This window comes from Paraprevotella xylaniphila YIT 11841, assembly GCF_000205165.1.
Lineage (GTDB): Bacteria > Bacteroidota > Bacteroidia > Bacteroidales > Bacteroidaceae > Paraprevotella > Paraprevotella xylaniphila.
The window spans coordinates 56,834-76,247 of the sequence record NZ_GL883853.1; the positions used below are offsets into that span (position 1 = coordinate 56,834).

The window sequence follows — 19,414 nt, forward strand, 5'->3', positions numbered from 1 at the left end:
GTTTGATATGTCTTTTTTAAATTCTAACGTTAATGCCTTCCGACTTTAGCCATGTTTTCAGTTCCGGAATGGAAATCTCTCCGAAATGGAAGACGCTGGCAGCCAGTGCGGCATCGCTTTTCCCTTCGATGAAAGTGTCCCGGAAATGCTCTTTGCTTCCGGCTCCTCCCGAGGCGATAACCGGGATGCTCAGCTCCTCTGCGAGACGTGAAAGAGCTTGGTTGGCATAGCCGTTTTTCACTCCGTCGTGGTCCATGGACGTAAACAGGATTTCACCGGCTCCCCGGTCGCATGCTTCGCGTGCCCATTCGAACAGGTTCCGTCCTGTGCGTATGCGTCCGCCGTTCAGGTAACAGAACCAACCTTCTTCGGTCTCTTTGGCATCAATGGCCACCACGCAGACTTGTGACCCGAAATGCCCCGTAATCTCGTTGATAAGTACGGGGTTACGCAAGGCTGCCGAGTTGACACTCACTTTGTCGGCTCCGGCATTCAGCAACCGTTCCACATCGGCCAGTTCGTTGATACCGCCGCCGACGGTGAAGGGGATGGATATTTCTGCCGCCACGCGCTGCACCATTTCCGTGAATGTCTTACGGCCTTCGTGGCTGGCCGTAATGTCCAAATATACCAGTTCGTCCGCTCCCTGTTCGCTGTAAGCCTTGCCCAGTTCCACCGGGTCTCCGGCTTGGCGCAGGTTCACGAAATTAGTCCCCTTTACCGTCTGTCCGTTCTTGACATCCAGACAGGGGATGATACGTTTTGCCAATGCCATACTTATCCTTTGTTTTCAGCCCATTCGGCCAATTCGTTTAATGAGATTCTGCCCTCGTAGATGGCTTTTCCGAACACTACGGCCGGGATGCCGGCTTCGTTCAGGCCGATGAGGTCTTGCAGGCAACTGACCCCTCCGCTCGCTATCAGCCCGCAGTCCGGAAACTCTGCCATGACTTTCCGGTAGAGGCCGGTGGAGGGGCCTTGCAACATGCCGTCCTTGCTGATGTCCGTACAGAGCACATGCCGTACGCTTTCGTCCATGTAACGACGGAGGAAAGGAAGCAACTCCTGTGTGCTTTCCTCTTTCCAACCGTTGATGGAAATCAGTCCGTCTTTGACGTCTGCGCCCAATATGATATGGTCTGGCCCATATTGCCCGAGCCATCCGAGGAACAATTCCGGACAGGTGGCCGCCACACTGCCTATCGTGACCAGTGCCGCCCCGCTTTCGAAGGCGATGCGGAGGTCTTCGTCGGCTTTGATGCCGCCACCGAAGTCTATTGTCAAGCCGGTGGACGAAGCCAGGCGTTCCAATACTTTATGGTTGACGATATGTTTGGATCGTGCCCCGTCGAGGTCCACGACGTGCAAACGTTTGAAGCCGTAACTTTCAAATTCCCGCGCCACGGCTACCGGGTCTTCGTTGTAGGTCTTCTGTGTGGCGTAATCTCCTTTGGTCAGCCGTACGCATTTGCCGTCTATCAGGTCTATGGCCGGTATCAGTTCGATCATACTGTCAAATCTAAAAAGTTTTTCAATATGCGTTCACCCACGCTTCCGCTTTTCTCCGGATGGAATTGCGTGGCGTAGAAATTGTCTTTGTGCAAGGCGGCACTGAACGGCACGACATAGTCGGTCACGGCTATGGTGTACGGGTTGACCGGTACGTAATAGCTGTGTACGAAATAAACGAATTCGTCCGTGCCGAAGCCTTTGAACAGCGGGCTGCTTGTACGTGCCAAGGTGTTCCATCCCATGTGGGGCACTTTGTCTTCGTGCTTTTCCGGACGGAACTTCAGGACTTCCGCGTCGAAAATGCCTAAGCAGTCCGTATCGCTTTCTTCGGAATGGCCGCACATCAGTTGCTGGCCGATGCAGATGCCCAAAACGGGTTGCTTCAGGTCGCGTATCAGGCGGTCCAATCCCCGCGAACGCAGGTAAGCCATCGTACTGCCGGCTTCTCCTTGTCCCGGAAAAAGCACGCGGTCGGCTTTCGACAACCGCTCTGCGTCGTCGGTCAGTTCCGGCGTAATCCCCAACCGTTTCAGTGCGTTGGCTACGGAATAAATGTTTCCTGCATTATACTTTACGATGGCTACATTCATCTTTTAATATGCTCTGTCTTTTTTTGATGTCTGCAAATATACTAATTTTAGTTGACAGACGGGATAAAGTAACATGAAAAAACGTATTTTGCTTACATTTCGTTGCTTTTTTGTGACAAACTGCATGCTACTTGTTCTTTTTCAGGAACAGATTATGCGTAATGACATCGGGCAGCTCTTCGGCATAATGCGTTACCATAATCATGGTCTTGTCTTTTCGTCGGCAAAAAGCCGAAATAATCTCACGTGTCAACTGACGGTTACGGTCGTCCAAGCCGTGCAATGGCTCGTCTAAGATTAGCAGCTCCGGGTCTTTGACGAATGCGCGGGCCAACAGGCAGAGCCGTTGCTCTCCGCTGGAGAGTTTCAGGAAAGTACGGTCTTTCAGTCCGGCGATGCCGAAAATGTCCATCCACCATTCGCAGACGGCCCGTTGGTCCGGACGAGGATGCACGTAAAGCCCTACGGAGTCGTTCAGTCCGCTGGCTACGATGTCTATGGCCGGGAGGTCTTTCAGGTATGCACGGTGCATTTCCGGACTGACGTAACCGATATGCCGTTTGATGTCCCAAATGCTCTCTCCCGAACCTCGTTTCCGTCCGAACAGTTCGATGTCGCAGGCGTAGCTTTGCGGATTGTCGGCACATACCAGACTGAGGAGGGTGGATTTCCCGGCACCGTTTTCACCGCCCAAAGCCCATTTCTCGTTTTGCTTCACCGTCCAGTCCAAGTCTTTCAGGATGGTGCGCTGTCCGTAACGGATGCTCACGTGGTTGAACCGCAGCATGCAACCCTCCGTGTCCGTGGTGGTCAGGCGGTTTTCTTTCTCAGGCAATGTTAGGATGCGGGCGGCTTTGCCTTCTTCGAGCACACGTACCGGGATGCGAGGGCGTTGTCCGATGTATTCCGTACGCGGTACTTTGGGCAGGATGTCCAGATGTTCCACCGGAATGACATGGGTGATGAATTCCGGAATGTCATCGGTCTTCGACAGGACCAATATGGTTTGCAGGTCCGTTTCGCGGATCAGCGTTTGGAGTAGTCCGGCCAGTTGCTCCCGCGTCTGTGCATCCAGCCCGATGAAAGGATTGTCCATAATCAAAAGCCTCGGGCCGGAAAGCAACGTTTTGGTGAGTTGGAACTTCCGTAACTCTCCGCTAGACAAGGTAATGATATATTTATCCAACAGGGTGGAGAGGTGGAACATCTCATAAAGTTTGTCCCGCAACATCATGCGCCGCTCGTGCATCTGTCGCTTTCCCTCTTCGTCCATGCCGTACCCCGTAGTGTTTTCGGCTGCGGTGAAAGCCTCCTCCAACATTTGTCCGGCGGTCGGGGTCTTCTCGTCGATGTCGTGTTGGTTCCAACGTTGTTGGTAGTAGTAACTGCCGTCGCTGTCTCCGTAAGAATCGCGGAAAGTGATATATTTGATATTTTCGCTGACCAGTTTCAACGGCGAGGGGGAAAAGTCGTAACGGACTCCGTTCAACAGGAGCGGATAGCGTCCGGTGATGATGTCCACCAGTCGTGATTTGCCGCTCCCGTTGGCTCCAACGATGGCCACTTGTTCCCCGGATGCGATAGCCAAGTTTACCGGATGGTTCATGCGGTAAAGCGGATGACGGGGTACCCCGTCCGTGATTTCAATGATGTGTTGCATTGTGTTCGTGTTAAATCTGTCCTTTCACCTTATCCGGATTTTTCCGGATGAAATCTTTCCAACTGTGGTAAGGCTGGGCCACGGCCGGCTTCCCCATCTGTAGGAAATGGCAGTAGGCGGCAGCCAGTCCGTCGGTGGCATCCATATACGGCAGCATGTCTTCCTCGCGGATATGGAGCATACGGGTCAGCATGCCTGCCACTTGTTCTTTGCTGGCCTGCCCGTTTCCGGTGATGGCCATTTTGATTTTGAGCGGCGCATATTCGGTGATGGGGATGTCGCGGTGGATAGCCGCCGCAATGGCCACGCCCTGTGCGCGCCCCAATTTCAGCATGCTCTGCACGTTTTTGCCGAAGAAAGGCGCTTCGATGGCCATTTCGTCCGGCAGGTATGATTCGATGATGCCTGTCACCCTTTCGAATATCCGGCCGAGTTTCAAGTAAGGTCCGGTATATTTGCGCAGGTCGATGATGCCCATGGTTTCCATGACCGCCTTGTTCCCGGTTACACGTAGCACGCCGTATCCCATGAGGTTCGTGCCCGGGTCTATGCCCAGGATTATCTTTTCGCTGTTCTGCTTGTCCGTCATGAATCAGTGTTCCTCTATGACTTCCATTAAAGTGGTGAACCCGGCAGCCTTGTCTTTGAATATCTTCTGCATTTCCTGGAAGAGCTTTTCGCCGTGCTTGACATACCATTCGTGCAGCCGTGCCGAACTTTCCACCTCGAATTGCAAGGAAAAGCATTCGGAATCTTCATCGTGGTGGGACAGGATCTTGCACAGCCTTGGCTTGTCCAAAAAGCCGGAAGCCAATGCCTGCGGGATATAGACTTGATGAATCCAGATGACAAAGTTCCGGGCATCGTCGAAAGTCACGTGATAAGTCGTATTGTAAACCAACATGTTTTCTAAGTTTTATTGAGTTTGCAAAGTTACGAAAAAGGCGGTTGATGTGCTAATAATTCCTATTTTTTCGTGGAATACCTACCTTATTTTAAATAAAGGACCTATTTTTGCAGTGATTTTAATAGAAGAAGGATATGAAAAAGTTTATAGCATGGTCTTTGCTGTGCATGTTGGGAGGCGTTCCGGTCTCGGCGCAAAAGACGGAAGGGAGTGCCTTGGTGGCTGCACAGGAGACAAAGTCCGACGTGAAGGAAGCCAGTATCGTGTTCGACAAGACAACCCAGGATTTGGGAACCTTTTCGGAAGACGACCCGATCGTGAAATGTACGTTTACGTTTACCAATGAGGGGAATGCCCCGTTGGTGATTCATCAGGCTATCGCTTCATGCGGATGCACGGTACCCACTTATACCCGGATGCCGGTAAAACCCGGGGAGAAGGGCAAGATGGAGGTGACGTACAACGGCAGTGGAAAATATCCGGGGCGGTTCAAGAAAAGCATTACGGTGCGTACCAATGCCAAGGAACCTATGGTGAAATTGTATATTACCGGTGTAATGACAGCTTCCGAAAAAGATAAGAAATAAGCCGATGGGAAAGATAAAAGCGGTATTTTTCGATATAGACGGGACGTTGGTCTCTTTTAAGACCCATCGCATTCCCCCATCCACCCTTGATGCCGTGGCCGCCCTTCGCAGCCGTGGCATCAAAGTTTATATAGCTACGGGGCGTCCGGTTCCCTTTATCGACAATTTGGGTGAATTGGAGTACGACGGCATGATTACCGTGACGGGTGCTCATTGTTTTACGAGCGGCGGAGAAGTGATTTATCATCAGTCGGTTTCAGCGGAGAGCGTGGGGCGTGTCGTGGGGCACCTGACACACGGGGCAGACGCATATCCTGTTATATTTGTTTGCAGCGATGAGATGTTCATTACAGAACTTAACGAAGATGTCGATGCGGTGGCCCGTTTGTTGGACATCAAAATGCCGCCCGTTCGTCCGGCTTCGTATGCCTGCGGAAAAGATGTCTTGCAACTCATTTCTTTCTTCAAAGCTGACCGTGAACCGCATTTCATGTCTGCGTTGATGCCCGACTGCACTTCCATGCGTTGGCATCCTTTCTTCACGGATGTCATTGCCGGGGGAGTGGACAAGAGTGTCGGCATAGACAAAGTGCTGGCATACGAGGGGCTTTCGTTGGACGAAGCCATGGCGTTTGGCGATGGGGGGAATGATATGGCTATGCTGTCCCACGTTCCATGCGGGATAGCCATGGGAAACGCGTGCAAAGAGTTGAAGGAGGTTGCGGCGTACGTGACGGCTTCTGTGGATGAGGATGGCGTGGCAAGGGCATTGCGTCATTTTGGCTTGATAAATTGATTTTAAGAAACGTTCCGTGGCTTTTATGGGGATGAGTTGCACTTCTTTCCTGTGCTCCCACACAGATTATAGTTGTGTGGGAGCACAAAAGTGTTAAAAATTGAAGTTTTTCTTCTTTTTTTGACTGGAATAATTCGTATTATTAAATACTTTTTGTAAATTTGCCTCCATAATAATTCCTAATTTCGTTCTAATTTTATTAAATGTATGAAAAAACAAATCAAGCGATGGTTAACCGTATGCAGTGCCTTCTTCGTGGTCGGGCAGTCGGTTTTCTTGTCCGGTTGTAATGATGACTTGCCTTCTGCGAGTTATTATACTTTTACGGGTGAAATGATGAGTGATTATTTGAAGTCCCGTGAGGATTTCAGTTTGTTCACACGTATCGTGGAGCGTGCAGGGCAAATGGACTTTTTGGCGAGCCGTGGCGGGCGCACTTTGTTTCCGCCGGTAAACTCCGGTGTGGAAGATTTTTTGAAGGAGTATGGTTATGCTTCCGTGGAGGACATTCCGGAGGCTTATTGCGACACACTTGTGAAAGCCTGCATGATAGACAACTCGATAGTTTATACATATAACCTGGCGGAGACATCGCAGCAGAAGAATGAACTGGATTTGCCTTTGGTGATTCAGACCACGGGCGATACGGTTGATGCCAATGGCATGGTGTTGAGTATTGTGAACCGTAGGGCTGCTATTATCAATGAGTTGAAGAATGACTCGGTGGAAAACGGCGTGTGTCATCCGGTGAGCAAAGTGCTTGTCCCAAGTACCAGTTTGGGGGCTTCCTTGCTCGAAGAGAACAAAGCTGACTTTACCATTTATTATGAGGCACTCCGCCGTACAGGTCTGTTGGATTCCTTGTCGGAATACCGAGATGATGATTACGAGGCGGAAAAGGCGAGTTTTCCCGAGTTCCTGTACAATCAAAAGCCAGGGAATTATACCTATACCTTGAAACGTCCGGACCACCGTTACTCGGGCTTTACTTTGTTCATTGTGCCAGACCGCGTGCTGTACGAGAAATATGCGAATCTTTTCAGCGAGGGCATGTCGATGGAGCAAAAGATAGATGCCTTGTACGAATTGGCCGTCGAAAAATATAATGATAACCAGTCGGCTGAGATATTCGGGTTGAATAAGGTGGATCCGACTAATCCGGAAGGCAAGACTTACAAGGAACTGTATTGGAACAAGAATAGCCTGACCAATCCTCACAACCCGTTGAAGATTTTTATGACTTACCATATCTTGGACCGTATGTTTGCCAGTACGGACAAGTTCATCAATTGTTGGGGATTCAATACGGCTTATGCCAGTCCTACGGAATGGATAAACACGATGCTTGATTTCTCGTCCATGAAGTTGGAAAAGGTGTATTCTACCACGGATCCGGCTGTGGAATATCCCCGTGAGTTCTATATCAACCACAGCGAGGCCAGTAAGTATAATTCCAACGAGCGAGTACGCGGTTCACGCGTGACGGTGCCTGATGTGGAGAATTTCTCTCTCAACGTGGCCTATTATTATGTGGACGACGTGTTGGCTTACGACCAGACGACACGGAACAACGTTTACAATACGCGTTTGAGAATAGATTTCCAGACCGTGTGGCCGGAATTGACCAATAACGACATGCGTTTGAACGGTGACCCGCGTGAGGCTTACAGCGAGGCATCCGACAATTCGGAGACAGGTGGAAAAGCAGGGGGATTCAATTACTATGCTCCCAAGGGATATATAGAAGGGGTCAAGTTCTCGGAGACTTCGGTATTCATGGTGCATCGTCCCAAGTTACGTTGGTGGGACTTCGGAGGAGACGAGATAACCGTTCAAGGTTCAAGTTACGACGTGGAGTTCAATTTGCCCCATGTTCCTCCCGGCACGTATGAACTCCGGATAGCTTATCCGGGCGGAGTGGGGAACCGAGGCATAGCTCAGGTTTACTTGGACGATGTGCCGCAGGGACTTCCCATTGACATGCGTTACGGTGGGTCGGACAGCCGCGTGGCCGGTCTTTATAACGGAGGCTCCGGGTGGCGTAACAAGGATGAAAACTCCAACGGTATTTATACGACGGAGGAATTGGAGGAAAATGCCCGTGTCATGAAGAACAACGGTTACTATAGCGCGGGGAAGAGCGTGATATGCTATAACGCCGGAAATATTCCGGAAACGCCGCAATACGTACCCATGTCTTCCAATGTGTTGTACAATGTCGCTTCCTGCCTGCGTCGTAAGGTTTGCGAGGTCGTAGTCCTCCCCAACAGGGAGCATACGGTGCGGTTCCGCTCGGTGTTCACGGGAAGTAGCGATGCCGCTTTCGTGTTGGAATATATGGAGATGGTTCCGATTAGCATTTGCGGGGCCGGAGGTATCGGTGAAGACCTTTATTAACGTACACAGGTATTAGTTTGTGTAGTTGTGGCGGTTGGGTTAATTCTTGACATCAGGAATCCCGGCCGCCACTTTTTTGTTTACGCTTCGGAAAGGCTATGAAAATTGGTGGGGAGTTGTGGATTGTGGAGGTTGCGTTTTACAGCAGCCCTGTTTCGTCCAACATTTTGCGGTAAAAGTCGGCTTTCTTCTCCAATTTCATGGGATAGGCCCGTGAACTGGACGGCATGCGATACAGCCGTAATTCGCGTCCTTCCGTCACGAACGGGCTAAAGCTACCGATGGCGGGCTGCGATATATGGAAGGTATCGCACAACGTGTCGGTAGCTTTTTGTCCGGTGGTGACGATGGCCGTGCAATGGGGGATTTGTCCGAGCAACCGGGGAAGGTCGGTCGGGGTGACGACTTCCAAAAACTTGTCCGACGCATTATCCTGAAGACGGCGGACGGCGGAAGCCGTATCGTATAGGGCGATGCCCTTGTCGAGCAGGAACTCCACGATCATTGCTTTCTTGAAACATTTGGCCCGTTCATCTACAAACCAATTCCGGTCGCCATGGAAAATGTATCCCATGATGCGCCACATGTCGTTGATGAAGTTCGGGTAGTAGAAATCCATGCACCAACGTTTCTTCTGGGGTGGGAAACTGCCCAGCATCAACAGGCGTGCATGGGGTGGAAGGAACGGTTGCAAGGGATGTTCTTCGGTGGGAACGGGGGTGGGGGAATCTGTTGGTGTCATGTGTATCTATCTGTATGCTTTACGTTTATGAAAATTTAGTCCGATATATAAATTCAGTGTGCCGAACGTGTTGTTGATGGACAGGCGGTTGTGGCGGTAATTGTAGTTGTGCACGATTAAAGACAAGCCACCGAAATATTTGGTGTTGTTCCATACCAGTCCCGCACGCCCCGTGACGTCGAAATTCAGGTTTCTCAGATGAGAAGCCAAAGCCGAAGTCTCCGTCTCGTTTTCCGATTGCACGGCGGCTGTATGTGTTTTTTTATAACCGATGGCCGGCACGATGGAAATGCAAAACAACCAGTTTTTCTTGAACACCCAGTTGTAGGCATAACCGCAACTCAGGCTGAAATCTGTGTATTTGACTTTATCTACCTGGAAATCCTGGCTGAGTTCGTGGTCCGGATTATGGGTGAGCACGGGCGGTAGGGCATTATAATCGAAATCCAGTTCGTGCCGGGTATAGGCAAAACCGACTTTCCACGACCCGCAGCTTTTGCGTTGTACGGTACTCTGTGCAAATGCGGCCGGATAAGAAAAACGTTTGTGGTTGAAGATGTAATAGGCATTGATGCCTGTCATTTTTACGTTGATGCCGTGGCAGTTTTCGCCTTCTACTTCTTGTGCTTCTTCGCCAAGGCCTTTCACTTTACGCAGGCGGAAATCGTCTCCTGTCCGGCGGTAAATAAGGTCGCAACCGAGCATGGAACTATACAGGCTCAGTTCAAACTCCGTCTTCTTCGATTGTTGGCCTTTACCTAAAGAGGATACTTCGAAGGTATATCCTAGAAAAATCCAACGCCAACCTAAATAAGGTCCTATTTTGATGGCCGGGCGGGGAGAGAATGACAGCTTTTGACCTAACTCCCGGCTGTGCAGCGTGTAGGTTTCGAAGCTGTTCGTGTTTTGCAGCATGAACGCCCAGTTGTATTTGTTCGGGGTGATATAAGTCGTGTCCATGGCGTTGAACGCACGGAAAAATTGTTTGAAGATATTTCCTTTCCGTTTTTGGGGCAAGTCGGATGGTATGGCTGTCTTTGCGCTGTCAGCAAATTCCGTAACAGCAGTGCAGGCTTCACCGATAGGAGATTGTGCGGAAGCGGAAAAACAAAGAAGACAGGCGTGTATGATCAGTGCGTTCCGTAATTTCATCTTACAGTTTTCCCAAGATCTTGTCCATAACCCAATTAACCGGTGTGGCACTCACACTGTCGCAAGTACAGATGGCTTGCTTTTGCAAATGTTCGACGATGTTGTGAATCAAAGGGAGTTGCACGTGGTCGGGATTCGGAATGACGAGTTCTTCGCGACCGCGTTCCGTATGCAGGGCAATGGGGTCGTAGGTGAATACCGAGAAGCAAATCTGTCCTTTGTCGCCGATGATTTCAATACGGTCGGTCTTTGCCGATTCATGGGCGACGAAACACCACGAACCGGAACCCGGCGTACCGTCCGGGAATTGGAAACAGGCACTGACGTTATCTTCCGTGGCATATAGTCCTTCCCGGTTGGAACAGTATCCGTGGGCTTTGATAATCGGGCCGAAAAATTCCTGTAACAAATCCAACTGGTGCGGGGCGAGGTCGTAAAAATAACCTCCTCCTGCGATGTCGCGTTGCACACGCCAGGGCAGTTCCCGGCTGTTGTAGTCCAAATCACGCGGTGGAACGGCAAACCGGATCTGCACGTTGAGCACCCGTCCGATGGCTCCACTTCGTATCAGTTCCTTTACTTTGGCAAAGTAAGGCAGGTAACGCCGGTAATAGGCCACGAAGCAAGGCACACCCGTTTGTTGGGAGACACGGTTGATGCGGCAGCATTCTTCGTAGCTTACCGCAAGGGGCTTCTCTACATATACCGGCTTGCCGGCCTTCATGGCCATGATGGCAAAAGTGGCATGTGAAGAAGGAGGAGTGGCGATATAGACGGCATTTACGTCGGGGTCGTCCACTAATTCCTGTGCGTCGGTGTACCATTTGGGGATACCGTGCCTTTCGGCGTACGAACGTGCTTTTTCTTTATTACGGCTCATGACGGCTTCGATTTTAGAGCCGGGCACGAGACTGAAAGCCGGCCCGCTTTTCTTTTCCGTCACTTCCCCACATCCGATAAATCCCCATTTGATGATGATTTCCGCGTCCATATTCGTGCAATGAAAAATGTAATCTTTACGCAAATGTACAAAAAAGGCGGCATATTCCGGCTGATGGGCGGCAGAAAGTTTGGATAAAGCCGGTAGTGCCGTTTCCGACGAGGTATAAAAAATGTTATCTCATCACTGAGGTATGGAAAAATATGGTATTTTTGTCCGGCAAAAGAACATTAAAGTTTCAAATTCGGTTATGGAAGAGAAGAAAGAAATGGATGGGGGCTTGTTCAAAAGCCGTAGTTATCTGAGTTGTCTGAACGAGGGACTGAAATTGCCTACACGTCATATCCTGCCTTTATTGAAGTTTTTGTACCCTTCGCTCATCGTGGGTGCGGTGGTGATGGGATTGTGGGGCGTGTTTTTCAATCAGATTACCGTGGCTTTGACGCGTTGGATGGCAGCAAGCGAACCGGTCGTGCTTTCTTTTCCATTGTTTACTCTTATCTTATTAAGTGTGTTGTCCCTGTTGGCCGATAGCTTTTATATGGGTAACGTGATGACGGCTATTTCCCGTTTTGCTACGGCCGGGGCGTGGCCTGTGTTGCGGTTCGGTGAGGCCAAGCGTGAGGTATTCGATGCTTCCCTGCGGGCTTTGACGTGTACGTTGGTGGCCGTCGTGGTTTTCTCTTTGCTCATCGTGCCTGTGACTTTGTGGTTGGGGCCGGGCAACGTCTGGGTGACTGTGGTGTCGTATATCCTGCTGCTTGCGTTGGGAGTGCCTTACTGTATGGTGATTATGGACTATATGTTGGGCGAACGCCGCGACTTTTGGTGTAGCCTGAAGCGTATGAAAGATGGTTACCAGTACTGGGGTGCGTTTTTCATAATCTTGTTTTGCGGAGGTCTTATCATGGGAGTGTTGGCAGCTGTGAGTTGGTTGCCGGCGGGGATTCTGGCATACGCCGGTCATGCTTCCCTGACGGGGGTGTTGGAAGGAGACGCAACAGACCTGCCTTCATACGTCCCGGCTTTGGTCGTATGCTTCTTTATGTTGGCTTCGGTGATAGCGAACGTGTTCAGTTGGCTTACGCTGTTCCCGTTGTCTTACCTGTATGGTTCGGTCGAGGCACGGAAACAGGAGAAAGCCTCTTTTGAAGAAGAAGAACGCCGTTTGCAGGGTTTGCAGTAGCCTCTGGTAAGAATAGAACCGTCATGCCCCGTATCAATAATGGCTTGATACGGGGCATGACGGTGTATGGAAAGGGTGTTTTTTGCCCGTGACAGGTGTTCGCCTGTGCGGGCGAATGGATTTATAGAAAGTGTTGATGGTATTCTATTTTTTGCAGAAATTCAGCTACGTCACGCCCGTCCATGAGCCCGTGATGCACGGTGATAGAAAGAGGAAGTTTATATCGTCCGTTTTCCTGTGTCAGCTTTCCCGTGGAAATACGAGGGACGGAATCTCCGGTCCGGATGGAACCGGCATGTTTCATTTCGGAAAATGCGAACCAGGGCAATGCCGAATAGCGGATGACATCGGGTCGCCATGTGTTTTCGGTAACGGACAGGCCACTCCCTTTTTTCACTCGTTCTATTTCTTTTTCCGCATTCCGTATAAAAATGTCGATGTCGTCATGGTACTCGAAAAAGCCGAACCCGAAAGTTCCGTCTTCCCGTCCAATGGTGGGAGATACGTGTATGGTGTCGTACCGCACGGGCTTCCCGTCTTCTATCCGGAGCCGGAAGGCCTCCGTTTCATTGGCGCATTTCAATAGGAAATGTACGGACGAGAGGAAGAAGGAGTGTTGGTGTGCTTTGATATGTTCGTAGGCTTTAGTGAAGTCTACGAGTGTGGTGATTCCGAAAAAAGGATCGTCGAACCGGGAAAAGAATTCGAAATGCTCCCTGCGGTTCCAATGGGTGATGTCGATGCTTTGTTTCATGGATATGAGTGAAAACTTTTTAATTGAAGAAATTCCACGAGAGTCCGAAATGGATGTTCATCGGATTGATGGGATAGTGGGGGACGAGGAATGCGTTCTTGTTTCCCGTTCCATTGTTTACATGGTTCACGTTCACATAAAAGCGGCAGTGCTTCAGGAAGAGGTTGACGTAGGCGTTGCAAATGGGATAGTTGCCTAACTTCATCCGCGTTTCCGGCGACTGCACCGTAAACTGTTGGATGATGGGGGCATAGTCCGGAGCATAGTATTCCGTGAAATAACGGACGTCGCCGCCCAACTGCACGCGCAGTACCTTGGCAATGTGGAATACGATGTAGAGGTTGCTGTAGGCAGAGAGGTCCGGCAGGGGGAGGATGTCCTGATTGCTGGTCTTCTGGTAAGCCACCTCGTTGTCCCAATGCAGGATACCGAATTTGAAGTTTTGGTTAAGCCGTGCGCTGAACACTTGTACGCTGCTCCCGTATTGTTTGACGGAAATACGGTTGCTGTAACCGGCGAATTGCCCCCCTTCATTGTTATAAGCTATTTTGTCTGTGGCGAAGTAGGCATAATTCTTGATGTTTTCCACTCCGACGGTGAGGGCTGTCCGTGTACGTTTCAAGGAAAGCGTTCCCTCTATCCGGGTGCGGAATTCTTTGTCAAGGTCGTTGTCCCACCAAGCAAACTGCGAATGGTAGTGGCGCATGTAGAAACTCGGATTCAGGTTCTTGACGAATGCACGGGCTGCCAACTGTACGGTATCTTTAAACAACCGGAAGTTCAGGTCTGCCCGGCCTTCCACATCGAATTGCCCGACGTCTTCTCCGAGCAACGTCACTTCGCCTGTCACATCGTAGTGCAGGGTTTTTCCTTCCCGTTTGCTCAGTTGTCCGCCTACCGAGATATTATTTTCCGAATAGCTTCGGATGATTTTGTTTCCGCCGTTCAGGTCCGGCATGGTATAATGCCGGTATTCATGGGATGCAAAGGCTGTGAGGCCGGCTTTCGCCCATTTGTTGAAACCTTCGCGAAGGGCTATGCCTAAAGTGTTTTGGATGGCGTAACCCCGCGTGCGGTCACTCATATTGTTGGGGTCGCCATAAAACAAGTCGGCATAATAGTGGTCGGGCGTATCGTAAGAATACACCGTGTGCTTGGTGTTGCGGATGCGCAGGGTATGGATGAAACTGGTGACCGGTACGAAATCCTGCGGATTGTTCTGTTTGGCCATGAAGTCGTTGCGCAACGAGTCCATGACGGCATGTTGGTATGCCGTGTCCGCCTTTTGGTATACGGTGAACAAGCTGTCGCGCAGTCCTTTCAGCAATACGGAATCGGCAGGCATCACCGGACGGAGCGAATCGGGCAGTTCGATGTCTTTGTAGAATCCTAAGTTATAACGGTGTGTGAGATAATACGTCTGGTCTTCGTTACGGTTCCAGTTTTCCGACAAGATGGTCGGGATATCCCTTGAACCGTAGGAGCGTGTGAAGTCTTCCGGATGGGTGATGTAGTCGTCATTCTCGATACCGCCGTTCTCGCCCATTCTCATGTGGTTCACGCTAATCCATGCATGCATGTTGTAGCGGTCGTCCAGATAGTAGCCGTATAGCGAACCGTTGAAAAGTGAAGTGGCTTGGTTGTTGTAATACCCGCGTCCGTATAAGTAGTCGAGCTTGAACCCGATACCGGAAATCTTATTGATGTTGCTGGCGAAATAAGCTCTCAGTCGGTCTTCTCCGTCCTGCTTGTTGCCGCAGGAGTGGTAAGACAAGTTGGTGATGGGACTTAGCGTGTTGGTGAATTGGAATTCGCTCACCGGAGTGTAGAAATAGTCGAACGGGTCGGCAAAGATGAAGTTGCTGTAAGGCTTGCGGTCCATGAAAAGGCGCGACAGGCGGGGAGAACCCAAATTGCCCAGAAAGTTGTACTGTCCCGTAGGCCCGGCCGTCAGGTTGAAGTTCTGGAAATTGTTCGGCAGCGTGTCCACGTCTACAGGAGTGATGTTGCCGAAACGTTCGTCGATATTCCAGGCGTATGAGCCGATAGGGATGATTTTGTCTTCGGCTTGTGTTGTGTCGCGTCCCCATGTGTACGCATCGTTACCGTAACCGTCGATGACAGGATTGCCGTTGGCATCGAGTTGGACGGGATTGCCGTTGGCATCCACCGGATTACCGTAGGCATCCGTGCCATAGATGGGGTTACCGACAGGCATTTGTGCCATGGCGGGCGACACCATGCACAAACTGACATATAAGAAAAAAGTAAGTTTGAGTCTCATAACGGGTGCAAAGATAGCGAAAGGCGAGCGCAGAGGCAAACGAAAAACGAAGTTTTTCAAGTTTGGATCTGCCGGGCCGCATCCTGTTTTGACGATAGTACAAGGTTATGGAAAAGAAAAAGGGATGTATTTCCCGATTTGGAAATACATCCCTTTAAGTTTTTTCAACCGGAGGTTTCCGTCAATCTGCCGGGTTGATGATTTCCATGCCTTTGCGTAAGGCTGCCTCGTTCATCGGGATGAGGTGGTGATGTCGTTCGGGCAACGTCTTGCGTAGTGCGTGGATTACATCTTCCACTTCTACCAACGGACGTACTTTCAACAGTCCTCCCAAGACAATCATATTGAATGCCTTGGCAGCTTTCATCTCTGCGGCCGCGTCCATGGCGTCGATACGATAGACCGTGATGTCCTTGCGAGAAGGCGGCGTGCTGATGCCGTATCCGTCGTAAATCAGTGTACCGCCCGGTTTGATGCGTTGTTCGAATTTTTCCAACGAAGGTTGGTTCAGGATAACGGCCGTATCATACATGCTCAGGATGGGAGAGGATATTTTGTCGTCGCTGACGATTACGGTGACATTGGCTGTACCGCCACGTTGTTCAGGGCCGTAAGAGGGCATCCAGGTTACTTCCTTGCCCTCCACCAAGGCAGCGTATGCCAATATTTTCCCCATGGAAAGCACGCCCTGGCCGCCGAAACCGGCTATGATGATTTCTTCTTTCATGACCATTAGTTCGTTTAATGTGAATCGTTTGCTGTTGTGGTGTCTTTCAGGTCACCGAGCGGATAGAATTTGAACATGTTGTCTTCCATCCATTGGTTGGCTTTTTCCGGAGAAAGTTTCCAACCGGCGTTGCAGGTGGCTACCACTTCCACCAGACTGGCACCTTTGCCGTTCATGGAGTTTTCAAAAGCTTTCCGGATAGCCTTTTTTGTTTTCCGGATGGAAGCCACGGAATGGACGGATTGACGGGTAACGTAACATGTACCCTCCAAAGAGGCGGCGATTTCCGTGAACTTCAGGGGGTAACCGTGCAGGTCAGCTTCCCGCCCGTAAGGGCACGTGGCAGTTTTCATCCCCATGAGCGTCGTGGGGGCCATTTGTCCGCCCGTCATGCCGTAAATGGCATTGTTGATGAAGATGATGGCGATATGTTCTCCCCGGTTCAGGGCATGGATGCTTTCGGCCGTGCCGATGCACGCCAGGTCGCCGTCACCCTGATAAGTGAAAACCAAGCGGTTGGGCCACAGGCGTTTGATGGCGCTGGCCACGGCAGGAGCACGCCCGTGGGCGGCTTCCACCCAATCCACGTCTATGTAATTATAGGCAAAAACGGCACAGCCGACAGGAGAGATGGCTACGGTCTTATTCTCCATACCCATTTCTTCGATGACTTCGGCCACTAATTTGTGAACTACTCCGTGGCTGCACCCCGGGCAGTAGTGCATCGGAGTGTCGTTGAGCAGCGTAGGTTTCTTATAGACCAGGTTCTCCGGTCGTATGATTTCTTCTTCAGTCATGGTTCAAACGATTAAAACAAGAAGCGCAAAAAGAATTCAATGATTTTGAAGCATAGTCCGGCACCGATAACGGCCATGCCTGCCAACCTGTTGTCCGGCCAGGCAAAATAGAGGATGAGACCCACCACGGCGCACAGTAGAAAAATCACGTTCAACATGCTGCGCACTTTTTCTACGGAAACTCCTTTTTTGGCGCGTTCTTTGCGTGCGGTTTCTTCTATCAGTTTTTCAATCTCTTCGCGGTCCATAATATTTTATTTAATGAGTTTTTCTTTCAGGGCTTGTATCACTTCGTCCGGGGCGGGCACGACACCGCCCATACGGCCGTAGTGGGCTACCGGTGTCCGTCCGTTCGTGGCCAACAGGATGTCTTCCAACATCTGCCCGGCATTGATTTCAAAGCTTAGGATTCCTTTGACCTGTCGGCTCAAACGGGCAATTTCCGCAGACGGGAAGGGCCATAAGGTGATAGGGCGCAACAAGCCGACTTTAATTCCTTCGGCTCGGCACATTTCAATGACTTTTTGTCCGATACGGGCCGCAGAACCGAAAGCGACAATCAGATACTCTGCATCATCGCACAAGATGGATTCGAAGCGGACTTCTTTTTCCTTGATTTCTTTGTATTTGGCTTGCAAATGCAAGTTCTTTTGTTCCATGCTTGCGCTGTCGAGGTCGAGCGACGTAAGCACGTTGGGGCTTCCTCCACGCATCCGACCCATGGCGGCCCAAGGGCATTCCCGGCGTATTTCCTCCTCCGTACGGCGCGGCTTGAACGGGGGAAGCACCAACTTTTCCATCATTTGCCCGATGACGCCGTCACTCAATATCATGGCCGGGTTACGGTATTTGAAAGAGAGTTCGAACGCCAAATCCACGAAGTCGGCCATTTCCTGTACCGAAGCCGGAGCTAGCACAATCACATTGTAGTCACCGTTTCCGCCTCCGCGTGTGGCCTGGAAGTAGTCGGATTGGCTCGGTTGTATCGTGCCCAATCCCGGGCCTCCCCGCTGCACGTTGACAATCAGTCCCGGTATTTCCGCTCCGGCCATGTATGCGATGCCTTCCTGCATCAGGGCCACGCCGGGGCTTGAAGACGAGGTCATGCTGCGTTTGCCTGCCGCACCGGCACCATACACCATATTGATGGAAGCCACTTCGCTTTCGGCTTGCAATACGACCATTCCCGTCGTTTCCCACGGTTTTTCCAAAGCCAACGTTTCCAATACTTCCGACTGGGGAGTAATGGGGTAACCGAAATAGCCGTCGCAGCCGCAACGTATCGCTGCATGGGCGATGGCTTCATTACCTTTCATTAATACAACTTCTTTTTCTGCCATAGCTTTTATTCTTCTTTCTTTTTATACACGGTAATGCATCCGTCCGGGCACACCACGCCACAGGATGAACATCCGTTGCACAAATCCTTCTGGACCTGTTCGGCATAATGATACCCTTTTTTGTTTACTTGTTTCTCCGTGAGCGCTAATATATGGAGCGGACAAGCCACCACACACAGGTTGCAACCTTTGCAGCGTTCGCGGTCTACTACAATCATACCTCTGAATTTCCCCATGATACTTTAATACTAAAAAATCTTTTTACGGGTTATAATAATCCTTGTGATAAAACTCTATGATATTCATCAACATCTGATGGGCTTCGACAGCCGGACTGTCCGGGTTAATGGCCATGGCCTCTAAATAACAGTTCAAGGCTTGTGCGAAATCTCCATGTTTGCGGTAGGCGTTGCCCAAAAGGTAGTAAAGCCGGTCGCAGGGGGTAGCTGTGGCCTGAATCTGTTTGTCCAACCGTAAGATAGCCTCATCAATTTGCCCTTTACGTAGCATTTTGTCGATTTCATTTTGTATGTCCATCTTTACTGATGTTTGCTGTTTTTACAAAGATAATCTATATTTATCAAAACTGCTAAAAAAGTTGCATTTTAAAATATTTTTAAATAATTAAAACAGCTATATATGATGCCGTGTTTTCTTTAAATTATTGTATATCAATATAAGACATTTGTTGCTGTGTATGGTTGTGAATGAAACGATATATGCCGTTTGAAATACGTATTTTTTGCGCATATTTCTTCCTTTTGTGCCGTTTTTATGCAAATTGCACATCAAGGGGTAGAAGTGTGTAATCCTGTCTTTTATTTAGTAAAATCAGTTTTTTTTGCACTTTTTGTCAAACGGTATAATTCTGTATGAATGGGATGTTACAATTCCACCACGCGGTATCGGTTCCCGTAATGCGTGTGCACTTTCTGCACCCCTTCGGCCACGAGGGCCTGGGCAAGTTTCGGTAGCGTCACGCCTGCCATTGCCCCGGGTTCCAACCGTCGCAACCGTGCGAATATTTCGGGCAGCGAAAGCGG

The 19,414-nt window shown here is 50.2% G+C and carries 22 protein-coding genes; 4 read left to right on the top strand and 18 right to left on the bottom strand.

Features of this window, described 5'->3' with window-relative positions:
• Positions 1-16 precede the first annotated feature (16 nt).
• The 6 genes from hisF to HMPREF9442_RS08400 form a co-directional block, all read right to left on the bottom strand.
• Positions 17-775 carry an imidazole glycerol phosphate synthase subunit HisF gene (gene hisF / locus HMPREF9442_RS08375; RefSeq protein WP_008627452.1) on the bottom strand — a complete coding sequence of 253 codons (759 nt, stop codon included), beginning with the start codon at positions 773-775 and terminating at the stop codon, positions 17-19.
• A 2-nt stretch (positions 776-777) separates the two neighbouring features.
• Positions 778-1,509 carry a 1-(5-phosphoribosyl)-5-[(5-phosphoribosylamino)methylideneamino]imidazole-4-carboxamide isomerase gene (gene hisA / locus HMPREF9442_RS08380; protein ID WP_008627458.1) on the bottom strand — a complete coding sequence of 244 codons (732 nt, stop codon included), beginning with the start codon at positions 1,507-1,509 and terminating at the stop codon, positions 778-780.
• Complete coding sequence (hisH, locus tag HMPREF9442_RS08385) at positions 1,506-2,102, bottom strand: imidazole glycerol phosphate synthase subunit HisH (protein ID WP_008627460.1); 597 nt, start codon at positions 2,100-2,102, stop codon at positions 1,506-1,508. Before hisH ends, hisA begins: the two co-directional genes overlap by 4 nt.
• Before the next feature lie 127 nt (positions 2,103-2,229).
• Positions 2,230-3,762: an ATP-binding cassette domain-containing protein gene (locus HMPREF9442_RS08390; RefSeq protein WP_008627463.1), complete on the bottom strand. Its 1,533-nt coding sequence runs from the start codon at positions 3,760-3,762 to the stop codon at positions 2,230-2,232.
• A gap of 10 nt (positions 3,763-3,772) precedes the next feature.
• Positions 3,773-4,351 carry a crossover junction endodeoxyribonuclease RuvC gene (gene ruvC / locus HMPREF9442_RS08395; protein WP_008627464.1) on the bottom strand — a complete coding sequence of 193 codons (579 nt, stop codon included), beginning with the start codon at positions 4,349-4,351 and terminating at the stop codon, positions 3,773-3,775.
• 3 nt (positions 4,352-4,354) lie between these two features.
• A complete protein-coding gene (locus HMPREF9442_RS08400; RefSeq protein WP_008627466.1) occupies positions 4,355-4,666 on the bottom strand; it encodes a DUF4286 family protein in 312 nt (103 codons plus the stop codon).
• Positions 4,667-4,803: 137 nt separating this feature from the next.
• Here HMPREF9442_RS08400 and HMPREF9442_RS08405 point away from each other — a divergent pair, with 137 nt between their 5' ends.
• The 3 genes from HMPREF9442_RS08405 (at position 4,804) to HMPREF9442_RS08415 (ending at position 8,449) form a co-directional block, all read left to right on the top strand.
• Positions 4,804-5,256, top strand: coding sequence for a DUF1573 domain-containing protein (locus tag HMPREF9442_RS08405; protein WP_008627467.1), 453 nt, complete (start codon positions 4,804-4,806; stop codon positions 5,254-5,256).
• Positions 5,257-5,260: 4 nt separating this feature from the next.
• Positions 5,261-6,052, top strand: a complete 792-nt coding sequence (locus tag HMPREF9442_RS08410; RefSeq protein WP_008627468.1) for a Cof-type HAD-IIB family hydrolase — start codon at positions 5,261-5,263, stop codon at positions 6,050-6,052.
• Positions 6,053-6,259: 207 nt separating this feature from the next.
• The gene (locus HMPREF9442_RS08415; RefSeq protein ID WP_008627469.1) at positions 6,260-8,449 is read left to right on the top strand and encodes a fasciclin domain-containing protein; all 2,190 of its coding nucleotides are present in this window, start codon (positions 6,260-6,262) and stop codon (positions 8,447-8,449) included.
• 139 nt (positions 8,450-8,588) lie between these two features.
• Here HMPREF9442_RS08415 and HMPREF9442_RS08420 read toward each other — a convergent pair whose 3' ends face one another.
• The 3 genes from HMPREF9442_RS08420 to HMPREF9442_RS08430 are packed head-to-tail and all read right to left on the bottom strand — an operon-like array spanning position 8,589 to position 11,334.
• Entirely contained in the window at positions 8,589-9,191 is a 603-nt protein-coding gene (locus HMPREF9442_RS08420) for a uracil-DNA glycosylase family protein (RefSeq protein ID WP_172604649.1), read from the bottom strand.
• A gap of 6 nt (positions 9,192-9,197) precedes the next feature.
• The gene (locus HMPREF9442_RS08425) at positions 9,198-10,343 is read right to left on the bottom strand and encodes a DUF4421 domain-containing protein (protein WP_008627473.1); all 1,146 of its coding nucleotides are present in this window, start codon (positions 10,341-10,343) and stop codon (positions 9,198-9,200) included.
• 1 nt (position 10,344) lies between these two features.
• The gene (locus tag HMPREF9442_RS08430) at positions 10,345-11,334 is read right to left on the bottom strand and encodes a Gfo/Idh/MocA family protein (RefSeq protein WP_008627474.1); all 990 of its coding nucleotides are present in this window, start codon (positions 11,332-11,334) and stop codon (positions 10,345-10,347) included.
• A gap of 199 nt (positions 11,335-11,533) precedes the next feature.
• Between HMPREF9442_RS08430 and HMPREF9442_RS08435 the strand changes: the two genes are divergently transcribed.
• Positions 11,534-12,469, top strand: a complete 936-nt coding sequence (locus HMPREF9442_RS08435; RefSeq protein ID WP_253271066.1) for a hypothetical protein — start codon at positions 11,534-11,536, stop codon at positions 12,467-12,469.
• Between the two features lie 121 nt (positions 12,470-12,590).
• On the opposite strand, the gene HMPREF9442_RS08440 is transcribed toward HMPREF9442_RS08435, so the two are convergent.
• The 9 genes from HMPREF9442_RS08440 to HMPREF9442_RS15795 all read right to left on the bottom strand — a co-directional run bounded on the left by HMPREF9442_RS08440 (position 12,591) and on the right by HMPREF9442_RS15795 (position 19,405).
• The gene (locus HMPREF9442_RS08440) at positions 12,591-13,223 is read right to left on the bottom strand and encodes a chloramphenicol acetyltransferase (RefSeq protein ID WP_008627476.1); all 633 of its coding nucleotides are present in this window, start codon (positions 13,221-13,223) and stop codon (positions 12,591-12,593) included.
• Positions 13,224-13,242: 19 nt separating this feature from the next.
• Positions 13,243-15,507 (bottom strand): putative porin, encoded by a 2,265-nt coding sequence (locus tag HMPREF9442_RS08445; protein WP_253271067.1) that lies wholly within the window; start codon positions 15,505-15,507, stop codon positions 13,243-13,245.
• A 181-nt stretch (positions 15,508-15,688) separates the two neighbouring features.
• Entirely contained in the window at positions 15,689-16,234 is a 546-nt protein-coding gene (locus tag HMPREF9442_RS08450) for a 2-oxoacid:ferredoxin oxidoreductase subunit gamma family protein (RefSeq protein WP_040602849.1), read from the bottom strand.
• A gap of 14 nt (positions 16,235-16,248) precedes the next feature.
• Entirely contained in the window at positions 16,249-17,031 is a 783-nt protein-coding gene (locus HMPREF9442_RS08455) for a thiamine pyrophosphate-dependent enzyme (RefSeq protein WP_008627479.1), read from the bottom strand.
• Positions 17,032-17,042: 11 nt separating this feature from the next.
• Positions 17,043-17,279, bottom strand: coding sequence for a hypothetical protein (locus HMPREF9442_RS08460; RefSeq protein ID WP_008627481.1), 237 nt, complete (start codon positions 17,277-17,279; stop codon positions 17,043-17,045).
• A gap of 6 nt (positions 17,280-17,285) precedes the next feature.
• A complete protein-coding gene (locus HMPREF9442_RS08465) occupies positions 17,286-18,371 on the bottom strand; it encodes a 3-methyl-2-oxobutanoate dehydrogenase subunit VorB (protein ID WP_008627483.1) in 1,086 nt (361 codons plus the stop codon).
• 5 nt (positions 18,372-18,376) lie between these two features.
• Positions 18,377-18,607 (bottom strand): 4Fe-4S dicluster domain-containing protein, encoded by a 231-nt coding sequence (locus HMPREF9442_RS08470; protein WP_040602842.1) that lies wholly within the window; start codon positions 18,605-18,607, stop codon positions 18,377-18,379.
• A gap of 25 nt (positions 18,608-18,632) precedes the next feature.
• The gene (locus tag HMPREF9442_RS08475) at positions 18,633-18,908 is read right to left on the bottom strand and encodes a tetratricopeptide repeat protein (RefSeq protein ID WP_008627486.1); all 276 of its coding nucleotides are present in this window, start codon (positions 18,906-18,908) and stop codon (positions 18,633-18,635) included.
• 347 nt (positions 18,909-19,255) lie between these two features.
• Entirely contained in the window at positions 19,256-19,405 is a 150-nt protein-coding gene (locus HMPREF9442_RS15795; RefSeq protein WP_261795445.1) for a DUF3874 domain-containing protein, read from the bottom strand.
• Positions 19,406-19,414 lie beyond the last annotated feature (9 nt).